This window comes from Acidobacteriota bacterium (genome assembly GCA_029861955.1).
Taxonomy (GTDB): domain Bacteria; phylum Acidobacteriota; class Polarisedimenticolia; order Polarisedimenticolales; family Polarisedimenticolaceae; genus JAOTYK01.
The window spans coordinates 1-8,102 of the sequence record JAOTYK010000063.1; the positions used below are offsets into that span (position 1 = coordinate 1).

Here is an 8,102-nt window from a genome sequence, read left to right on the forward strand (position 1 = left end):
CGGACGCTCCCATGAGACGCGCCGCCAAGATCGACGACAAGATCCAGACCGCCATCGTGAAAGCACTTCGCGACCTCGGGTGCAGCGTCGTATCCACCGCAGCGGTCGGCAACGGGTTCCCGGACCTGATTGTGGCGAGGGGAGCGTGGAAGGGTCTCGACCATCATCCGGCCCGCACCGTCCTCCTCGAAGTCAAGAACCCCGACATGCCGCCGAGCAAAAAGAGGCTCAACGACAAGCAAATTGCGTTTCTCGCGTCGTGGAAGGGCGAGTGCTACAGGGTCGAATCGGTGTTTGAAGCGGTGTCGATCATGTTCGGCCCAGAAAAAGCCGCGAGAGTCTGCGACGAGATCAGCCGTGAGCAATAGGCCCCACATCGAATCGGTGCGCCGCTTCGTGTGCAAGAAATGCAATAACGAGTTTAGGGTGTGGTTCCGTGGACCAGTCCTGCGTTTCGTGCAATGCGACCGATGCGGTGAACTTGTATCCGAGATAAACCGCGAGGGAGGGTGAGATGGGAATGACGAAAGAATGGGTGGAGGAGGAACTGCGGCTCGTCGCCGAGAAACTAGAGCGACAGGATCGCTCCATCTCCCGCGCCCGCGCACTGGCCGAGCTGAGCAGGGCGTACCGAGCGCTATCAACCGAGATGAGGATAAAAGATCCGATCACCCGCGCTTATTACGAACGCGCACAGTCCCTCGCCGACGAAGCCTGGACGCTGCTGATGGGGGAGGGGGATAAAAATGGGTGACAGGCGCAAGGAACAGGAGCAGGCGATCGCCGACTACCAGCAAGCATTGAGAGGGCACCTACTGTGGCCGTTCGGCCCGCCACGTCGAAATGCTTGGGGGCAGCCCATACTCGAGGACAGCGAAATGGGCCAAGGGATACGGCGAATCGTGCGAGAGGAGATCAATCGGGCGGTGGGCCAACTCGTGACGGCGATGGAAGAGCAGCGAGATCCAACCCAGACCGCCCAGGATCGACCGCAGCGGGAAGGTTCCACGGGGAACTCTAGTTCAAATAGTTAGGGTCAACGCCCTCGGTCGGCTGGACATCCGCCACTCCATCTCGGTCATGTCGGACTTGGACGAGTTGCACGGCATGCAAGAAATCACGCAGTTCTCGTAGGAATGGACCCCACCACGAGATAATGGGACGCGGTGGTCGACCGTGAATCCCCGCTTGTTCCGCTCCTCATCCCAGTAGTCCAGTTCAACCCGGCAATACTGGCACGTCCCGCCCCGTAACTCGTGGAGCCGCTTGGGGCATATCTCCTCGTGGATGGTGGCCCCCCGCTGCCTGGTCACAGCCGAGTAGGTCGCCGCGGGATCATTCCGGTAGTAGTCGCGCTTCTTCAGCCGGCCACACTCGCGACATTGCCAGTCCACCCCATCGGACCTCGACGGGACCGGACTGAATTCATCCAAGGGCTTCGGGATACGGCAAGTTGGGCAACGCTTCTCACTCCCCATCGCGGCAGTCCTCCAGCACCTCCAGCACGTTCCTCCACGCTCGCAGCTCGATCTTGCTGGGGGATAGTGCCTCCGACTCCCAGCGGCTCAGCGTCGACTGTTTCACGTCCAGGGCGCGGGCTAGAACGGACTGAGATACCGCCAGGCGATGCCGCCAGCGGGCTAACGATTCGACCGTGGGATACTCCAAAGCACACCTCCGATGTTCGTCGGCGCGAGATAACGCCAATGCCGTTAGAATACTGCCACTAGCGCGGTATGTCAACGGCATACTCGATCTAGACTCAATAGATAGGACTAGTCCAGCGCGTGGCGAAATGAATTGAGGAAATATGCGCGACCCGCTTGACTCTCGTTATGCGTGGCGTATACTTACCACAGCGGCAACAACAGACCGCGATAAGGGGAAGCGATGGTAGAAGACAAGACCAGCAAGTATCAGGACATCATCGACAGCCGCGACATAATCGAGCGAATCGACGAACTCGAGGCGGACGAAGACCGCGACGAAGACGAGAGCGAAGAGCTCCGAATGCTCAAGGAATTGCAGTCCGAATGTGAGGGCTACGCGGCGGACTGGCATCACGGCGAAGCCCTGATTCGGTACTCCTACTTCACCGAATACGCCCAAGAACTCGCCGAAGACTGCGGAATGCTCACGAATTGCACCGACTGGCCCGCGCGATGCATCGACTGGGAGCAAGCCGCGAACGAACTGAAAGTGGATTACACCGAAGTCGACTACGACGGCGTGTCCTACTTCATCCGATAGCCAACAAAGCGCGGAAAGCGCCAAGGGGAAGCAATGAGACAATTGAGAATCTTGTACGACCTGGCCGCGATCGCAGCATCCGCAGCGCTCATTCTCGTTTTCGCCTTTTACGCGGCTGTGACGCTCGCAGCTATCGGGTCTTTCTGATGGCCGGGCATACGCCGGGGCCGTGGATGTTCGACTCTCAACTACCGCGCCAGTCCGGCAAGGGCGGAGAGCAGGTTTTTAAGGTCGTCCGCAACGGCAAGCATGGCGGACTAGTGGCGGATGTTTCGGCGTGGTGGTTCTCAACAGAGCAAGCGCAGGAAAACGCACGCCTGATCGCAGCCGCGCCGGACCTGCTGGCGGCTTGTGAGGGGCTGCTGTGGAAACTCAACCATCAGCACTCCGAATCAGGCAAGGGCGACGACTGCAAACCCGCGACAGTCGACCGAAAAGACGCGGCTGTCCGCGCTGTCATCACCGCAGTCCGAAAGGCAAGGGGGGAATGATGAAAGCACAATACGGCGTGGCAATCGACCAATACGGACAGCGTTTCTACTTCGGAGAGCACTGCCGGAAAGACCTAATGGACCAAATCGGGCGCAAACGAGCGGCAAAGATGTACATCGACAAGAAAGACGGTTCAACCGTCCAAATCGGATACATCATCGGCGGGCACTGGTTGACCGTGTACGCTCCGGTTGAGGTGCCCCAATGAAACAAGCACAAGGAATCGACGCTGCCAAACGAGCGGCCCTGATAGGCAAGCTCGCAACCCAACAACTGCAACTCGGCCCGAATCGAGCCGAAACCCGCGAAATAGCCAACAAGACGACCAAGTAACCCTTCCCCAGAGCGGAAACGCTCAACTGGCCCCGCTTCGGTGGGGCCTTTTTTTGTGCTAGACTCCCGCCAGACTCTCGGAACCGGCAATGCCGGAGAGACAGCCGGCCTCTTGACCGTACCGCAGCGCGGACGACGACTCTGCGCCAAGCGACCTAGAGTCCGGCCGCAACGTATCCACAGGTACGCCGGCCTAACCGCGGGAATCGACGGGGCCGCGGGGGTCCCAGAGGGGGACCTACGGGGGGGTTGCTGCGTCTTGTGTTAGACTTCCGCCATGGCCAGCCTGGCAACAAAGCCGCTCCATTGCCCCGAATGCAGCGCGGTAGTCCTCGAGGCCAGCAAACTAAGCTACCGAGAAGACCGACTACTCGAGAACCTAGCCAAAAACAAGTTCCCGACGCTGCTAGAAGCCGCAAAAGACGCCGGCTACGCAGACTCTTCAGCCCGAAAGTACATATCCACGGCGTTAGGCCGACCTAGGCTAGTCGCTGCGCTCGAGCAGAAGAAGAACGGTAGGCTGGATAAAGCCCGCGGCATCCTAGATAAGTCACAGCGCGTAGTCGACCGCAAGCTTGACCAAGACCAAGACGGCGAGTTTGCACTGCGAGCGATGGCTGTCAGTGCGACTGTGGTTGAGAAGAACCTAGAAGAAGACACCGACACCGATCCACAGGTACACATCGACAGGGTGAGGCGCATGGTACGAGAAGCTATGCTCGCAGGTCTACGCTGCGGGCTCGATCGTCCCCACCTGGCAGACTCGATCTTGCAGCGTCACGGTGATGCGGCTCGAGTCGTCGACTGCAGCGAAGCTAGTGTGGTCGAGCAGGGCGACAGCACATGATGGAGGGGGGTAAGCCGTACCGGGTTGGCCCCGCGACGCCTCGTCCTATGTTAATTAGATGCCACTCACAAATTTCTGCGATTGGGTGATTCGATGGAGCCGACGTATCCCGACTTGGATGGTATCGAGTTAGAGCGTGCCGTTCTTTCGATACAGTCGATGGCGTTGACGCTTGATTTGCCGATACCTGGCGTGGTGTTGACCCGTTCGCAGGCTGATTCGGTTGAGTCGCGATTCAACGGTCAGTTCACTGCGTTGCGTTCTGATCTTGAGTTGTTGACTGGTTACGTTCGTGAGTATCGGCCTCTACGGATTGAGAGTGGCGGTACGTTGTACGGCGTGCCTGTTGAGGTAGTGGTTCCGGTAGTTCAATGACCGGCCCGTGCGGTCACGGGAGGAAGGTTATGGCAGGAACGAGAGAGCGTAGTAAGGCGCGTCGTGCGCGTTTGAAGAAGGGCGTGCCGTTGAGTACGGGTCGTACGACGAAGAAGGCCCCGAAGACACGTTCTGATTTCGTGGGTCCTGCGGGGGCGTTCAAGAAGGCGTTGGCTGCGAAGCGGAAGGCGTCGGTGAAGGATGCTCGTACTATTGCGGATCGCAAGCGTCAGGAGAAGGAATTGGCTGACGACGCTGGTGCTGTCCGTCGACGGCGTCGTTAGTAGTCTTCATGGCCGGCGCACCTGCGATCATCGCGTCGATGAAGGACCTGACTCGTCAGCGCGAGTTGCGGAAGGTCAGTCGATCGCTGTGGTACCTGGCGACTGAGTATCTTGGTCGCGACAAGCTGACGGTTGAGTTTCACAAGCCGATGATGGATGAGATGGACCGTCGGCGTCGGTTGCGTGCTGCGGGTAAGTATCGGAAGTTCGAGATGGAGATGTGGGCACGCGATCATTATAAGACGACTGTTCAGGAGGCTCGTTGCGTTCAGGACTTTTTGATTGATCCTACCGATACGTTGACCTGGTGGCATGCGGTCGAGGATATGGCTCTTGGTTCTATGACTGCGGTTGGGAAGTATTTTCAGGACAACAAGGAGTTGCGTCGTTTGCGTCCTGAGATGATGCCTTCGATACGGGCTAAGAAGTGGTCGACGGCTAAGGGTTTCCGGTTCAGTGCGAACAAGGATCGAGCGCCGTCTATGCGTGCTTGGGGCGCGGGAAGCGAGGCGACTGGTGGACACAGCAGGCGAGGGTATCTCGACGACATCATTGGTTACAACGACATCGAAGATAACCTTATGCCTAAGAAAAGGCGATGGTTCGCTCGAACTGCGCTTAACGTTGTGTCCACAGGATGTCCAGTATTTGGCTCGGGCACCCATTGGGACAGCGATGACATTTACGTTGACTGGCGAGGAAGCAAAGACTGGGATGTCCGGGTGCGAGCCTGTTATGAAACTGATGGTGAGCCAGACTGGAGCGGTCAACCCGTTCTTTTCACTAGAAGGGACATCGAGCGCAAACGCCGAGGAATGACGAAGTTCGAGTTTTCCTGTCAGATGATGAACGACCCGTTACCTGACAGCGATCGGATGTGGAAGCAGAGCGAATGCGAACACTTTATCTCTATCAAAGAGGCTGCGGGTCCTGGTCGCGTGTTTATTCTCTCCGATCCGGCACCGCGGGCCGTGGGTTCGTTGAGCGGTGTGGGGGAGAAGGCTCGCGGCGATTCTTCCAAGGACTGGTGGTCTATTGCGGTGGTGAAGATTGTCGCTCGCCGCGGTCGTCAGCAGAAAGTGTTGCTCGACGGCGTTCACTCGCAGGACTGGACCGCATCGCAGGGTTGCGACGAGGCTTGCCGCCTGCTGGGTAAGTGGGGCACGAATCTGTTCTTCAATGAGATGTACGGCGGGTTGGGTGCCGATTACAGCGATCAGATGTTCGAGGCGGCTAAGCGTGCCGGCGTTTCGATCTACCGCGACAAGAAGAACCGTTTGCCGCGATTCAATGACAGTCACGCTTCGGGTGCGAAGAACAACCGCTTCGAGAAGCTGTGTAGCGAGGCTGAGAACGGCGACATCCTTATCTGCGAGAGCGTACCGGAAGAGTTCCTGTATGGGGACGGCGGTAAGACGGGTGCGTTGACGCAGGCGAGGAACTGGCGTTCGTTGGCTAAGGGTCGGAACACGTTGAAGTGGGACGACGACGCGGACGTATGGAGTCGTTGCACCGATTCGGCGCTGCTCGAGTTCGCTCCTGCGTTGAGTCAGTACGACCCGTTCGAGGAGTACCTGTTCGGGGAGGACTCGGACGAGCCACCCCAAAGGAGTCGATACTGTGCTGTATAAATGTTCACGCTGCGAAGACACTGGGATGGTTGCGGGCGCGCCTGAGTTTGCCTATATGAGCTGGCGTCAGGTTCTCGCGAAGGGTACACAGTCGCCGTCGATGAAGCGCTGGGCGGAGCACATGCCGTCTGCGGAGTGCCCGGAGTGCGCGGGTAAGTTCGAGGCGCTGGAGAAGCCTGTTCCGCCTGCGCCGCCCGAGGTCAAGCCGAAGCGGAAGTACACGAAGCGAGCGCCGCGCTGGAATAAGTAACGCGGCTTTGAGGGAGGCCACACATGGACGATGATGAATCCGTCCGCCTTGGTTTGCGGATGAGGGAGTTTCACAAAGCAGAGACGGATGCGGTCATGGTTAGAGCGATGGACGCGACCATAAGACCGGATAGAGTGCATCGCTTCTCGGTGACTGGCACGCTAGAGCGCCTACTTGGGATGACTACCCCTCCACACGAACTGCAAGAGATCCCTCCGCCGCATGACCTGTTCTTTTGTGAGTACCCATCGGCTGGCCGAGTTCTCGTCGTCCCGTGGGATACGGAGTCGTGTAGGTTTCTGTTTAGAGTAGGCAGCGACGGCAAGATCAGCACAGATGAGTTCAACGGCCAGTTCGCGCAGTCCAGGATGCGTAAGTACATGGCGAGCCCGGAGTTCGACGAACGACACTTGCCAGGATGCAAGGTGTGGATGGATGTGTCCGGAGAGACGTGCAGCGATCTACACGATCTAGTTTCCAACACAGTTGCATACATCAACTCCGCCAAGTCAGATGTGCAGCCGCGGACACGCTACAAATCTGGGGCCAAGCGCAAGAATCCAGACAGAGACAGGCTCCCGGTTAGGCATTGGGTGGTTGGTACATCGCTGCGCCTTCCTCCGGCACAGCGCAAATCCCTCGGCGGTTCGTCGTCGTCCTGGACTCTCACTAAGAGGTTCTGGGTCCGAGGCCACTGGCGAAACCAGGCCCACGGCGAAGGTCGGTTAGAGCGGAAGTTGATCTGGGTAATGCCACACGAGAAAGGCCCGAAGGACATCCAGGAGGCGTTAGTCAGGACCTATCATGTCGACATTCCGAATCCAGACCCAGACGAGGTGAGGCCATGAAGTTTTCGGTCGTGATGACGGTGTACAACCGTCCGCAGTTGATGTTGATGAACACCCTGGTGAAGTTGGGGTGTAACGACTGGACGGACGGCGAGATCGTTATCGTCGACGACGGGTCGAACATCCCGTACCAGCCGATCATCGAATCGTTCGGCAACCTTCCGGTGCGCTGGATTCAGTGCAACACGTTCAAGGACCACCCGCACGTCTACCAGATCGACGACGGGTACAACAACCCGGCGCACGCGGCGAACATGGGGCTCGAGGAGGCGAAGGGCGAGCACATCTTCTGGATGTCGTCGGACGTGATGGTGCCGCCGAACATCATCGACCGTGCGTTCGACCTCGACCTGACGAAGGTCGCGTACATGCCGTGCGTGGTCGATCTCGACACGAATCAGACCTACCTCGGCCCGGATCGGTTGGCTCCGCTCGGCTGGTTCTACGGCGTGCATCGCTCGCACATGGACGCTGTCAAGTGGGACCTGGAGTACCTGAAGGGCATCGCGTTCGAGGACAACGACTTCATGTGCAGACTTGGTCTACAGGTCGGTCGGTTCGTGATCGACAAGTCGCAGGTGGCGTGGCACCAGTCGCATCCGCAGACGGCGTACTCCGACGATCTGAAGGGTTGGAAGACCAACCAGGAGTACACGATGCAGAAGCACGACGGCGTGCCGTTTCACACGGGCTGTCCGCTGAAGAAGTCGCTGACCGATGTGAACCACCAGCTCATCCTGGACATGGAATACGAGGCGAAGCGGATCATTGTCTAATGGCGATGGTGAACCA

Annotated in this window: 16 protein-coding genes; 14 read left to right on the forward strand and 2 right to left on the reverse strand. The window is 58.5% G+C overall.

The annotated features are described in order from the left end of the window. Window positions 1-11 precede the first annotated feature (11 nt). The 3 genes from OES25_16845 to OES25_16855 all read left to right on the forward strand — a co-directional run bounded on the left by OES25_16845 (window position 12) and on the right by OES25_16855 (window position 1,034). A complete protein-coding gene (locus OES25_16845) occupies window positions 12-368 on the forward strand; it encodes a hypothetical protein (GenBank protein ID MDH3629306.1) in 357 nt (118 codons plus the stop codon). 146 nt (window positions 369-514) lie between these two features. Continuing rightward, window positions 515-754: a hypothetical protein gene (locus OES25_16850; protein ID MDH3629307.1), complete on the forward strand. Its 240-nt coding sequence runs from the start codon at window positions 515-517 to the stop codon at window positions 752-754. After that, entirely contained in the window at window positions 747-1,034 is a 288-nt protein-coding gene (locus OES25_16855; GenBank protein MDH3629308.1) for a hypothetical protein, read from the forward strand. Before OES25_16850 ends, OES25_16855 begins: the two co-directional genes overlap by 8 nt. On the opposite strand, the gene OES25_16860 is transcribed toward OES25_16855, so the two are convergent. Both OES25_16860 and OES25_16865 read right to left on the reverse strand, forming a co-directional pair. Beyond that, window positions 1,023-1,478, reverse strand: coding sequence for an HNH endonuclease (locus OES25_16860; protein MDH3629309.1), 456 nt, complete (start codon window positions 1,476-1,478; stop codon window positions 1,023-1,025). The two genes, OES25_16855 and OES25_16860, sit on opposite strands and share 12 nt — an antisense overlap. After that, entirely contained in the window at window positions 1,468-1,668 is a 201-nt protein-coding gene (locus OES25_16865; protein MDH3629310.1) for a helix-turn-helix domain-containing protein, read from the reverse strand. The genes OES25_16860 and OES25_16865 overlap by 11 nt, the downstream gene beginning before the upstream one ends. A gap of 222 nt (window positions 1,669-1,890) precedes the next feature. Here OES25_16865 and OES25_16870 point away from each other — a divergent pair, with 222 nt between their 5' ends. The 11 genes from OES25_16870 (at window position 1,891) to OES25_16920 (ending at window position 8,086) form a co-directional block, all read left to right on the forward strand. After that, a complete protein-coding gene (locus tag OES25_16870) occupies window positions 1,891-2,250 on the forward strand; it encodes a hypothetical protein (GenBank protein ID MDH3629311.1) in 360 nt (119 codons plus the stop codon). Window positions 2,251-2,423: 173 nt separating this feature from the next. Further along, a complete protein-coding gene (locus tag OES25_16875) occupies window positions 2,424-2,741 on the forward strand; it encodes a hypothetical protein (GenBank protein MDH3629312.1) in 318 nt (105 codons plus the stop codon). After that, entirely contained in the window at window positions 2,741-2,950 is a 210-nt protein-coding gene (locus OES25_16880) for a hypothetical protein (protein ID MDH3629313.1), read from the forward strand. Before OES25_16875 ends, OES25_16880 begins: the two co-directional genes overlap by 1 nt. Then, the gene (locus OES25_16885; GenBank protein MDH3629314.1) at window positions 2,947-3,075 is read left to right on the forward strand and encodes a hypothetical protein; all 129 of its coding nucleotides are present in this window, start codon (window positions 2,947-2,949) and stop codon (window positions 3,073-3,075) included. Before OES25_16880 ends, OES25_16885 begins: the two co-directional genes overlap by 4 nt. 277 nt (window positions 3,076-3,352) lie before the next feature. Beyond that, window positions 3,353-3,922, forward strand: coding sequence for a hypothetical protein (locus OES25_16890; GenBank protein MDH3629315.1), 570 nt, complete (start codon window positions 3,353-3,355; stop codon window positions 3,920-3,922). 81 nt (window positions 3,923-4,003) lie between these two features. After that, window positions 4,004-4,297 carry a hypothetical protein gene (locus tag OES25_16895; GenBank protein ID MDH3629316.1) on the forward strand — a complete coding sequence of 98 codons (294 nt, stop codon included), beginning with the start codon at window positions 4,004-4,006 and terminating at the stop codon, window positions 4,295-4,297. 29 nt (window positions 4,298-4,326) lie between these two features. After that, complete coding sequence (locus OES25_16900) at window positions 4,327-4,581, forward strand: hypothetical protein (GenBank protein ID MDH3629317.1); 255 nt, start codon at window positions 4,327-4,329, stop codon at window positions 4,579-4,581. 8 nt (window positions 4,582-4,589) lie between these two features. Beyond that, on the forward strand, window positions 4,590-6,212 hold the full coding sequence (locus OES25_16905) for a hypothetical protein (GenBank protein MDH3629318.1): 1,623 nt from the start codon (window positions 4,590-4,592) through the stop codon (window positions 6,210-6,212). A 55-nt stretch (window positions 6,213-6,267) separates the two neighbouring features. After that, window positions 6,268-6,462, forward strand: coding sequence for a hypothetical protein (locus OES25_16910; GenBank protein ID MDH3629319.1), 195 nt, complete (start codon window positions 6,268-6,270; stop codon window positions 6,460-6,462). A 23-nt stretch (window positions 6,463-6,485) separates the two neighbouring features. Beyond that, on the forward strand, window positions 6,486-7,310 hold the full coding sequence (locus tag OES25_16915) for a hypothetical protein (protein MDH3629320.1): 825 nt from the start codon (window positions 6,486-6,488) through the stop codon (window positions 7,308-7,310). Beyond that, window positions 7,307-8,086 (forward strand): glycosyltransferase family 2 protein, encoded by a 780-nt coding sequence (locus OES25_16920; protein ID MDH3629321.1) that lies wholly within the window; start codon window positions 7,307-7,309, stop codon window positions 8,084-8,086. Before OES25_16915 ends, OES25_16920 begins: the two co-directional genes overlap by 4 nt. Window positions 8,087-8,102 lie beyond the last annotated feature (16 nt).

Bases quoted from the DNA above. Each gene is read 5' to 3' on its own strand.
- OES25_16885 (MDH3629314.1), top strand. From the start codon at position 2,947: ATGAAACAAGCACAAGGAATCGACGCTGCCAAACGAGCGGCCCTGATA.
- OES25_16850 (MDH3629307.1), top strand. From the start codon at position 515: ATGGGAATGACGAAAGAATGGGTGGAGGAGGAACTGCGGCTCGTCGCC.
- OES25_16900 (MDH3629317.1), top strand. From the start codon at position 4,327: ATGGCAGGAACGAGAGAGCGTAGTAAGGCGCGTCGTGCGCGTTTGAAG.
- OES25_16920 (MDH3629321.1), top strand. From the start codon at position 7,307: ATGAAGTTTTCGGTCGTGATGACGGTGTACAACCGTCCGCAGTTGATG.
- OES25_16875 (MDH3629312.1), top strand. From the start codon at position 2,424: ATGTTCGACTCTCAACTACCGCGCCAGTCCGGCAAGGGCGGAGAGCAG.
- OES25_16910 (MDH3629319.1), top strand. From the start codon at position 6,268: ATGAGCTGGCGTCAGGTTCTCGCGAAGGGTACACAGTCGCCGTCGATG.
- OES25_16845 (MDH3629306.1), top strand. From the start codon at position 12: ATGAGACGCGCCGCCAAGATCGACGACAAGATCCAGACCGCCATCGTG.
- OES25_16880 (MDH3629313.1), top strand. From the start codon at position 2,741: ATGAAAGCACAATACGGCGTGGCAATCGACCAATACGGACAGCGTTTC.
- OES25_16890 (MDH3629315.1), top strand. From the start codon at position 3,353: ATGGCCAGCCTGGCAACAAAGCCGCTCCATTGCCCCGAATGCAGCGCG.
- OES25_16915 (MDH3629320.1), top strand. From the start codon at position 6,486: ATGGACGATGATGAATCCGTCCGCCTTGGTTTGCGGATGAGGGAGTTT.
- OES25_16870 (MDH3629311.1), top strand. From the start codon at position 1,891: ATGGTAGAAGACAAGACCAGCAAGTATCAGGACATCATCGACAGCCGC.
- OES25_16855 (MDH3629308.1), top strand. From the start codon at position 747: ATGGGTGACAGGCGCAAGGAACAGGAGCAGGCGATCGCCGACTACCAG.
- OES25_16905 (MDH3629318.1), top strand. From the start codon at position 4,590: ATGGCCGGCGCACCTGCGATCATCGCGTCGATGAAGGACCTGACTCGT.
- OES25_16860 (MDH3629309.1), bottom strand. From the start codon at position 1,478: ATGGGGAGTGAGAAGCGTTGCCCAACTTGCCGTATCCCGAAGCCCTTG.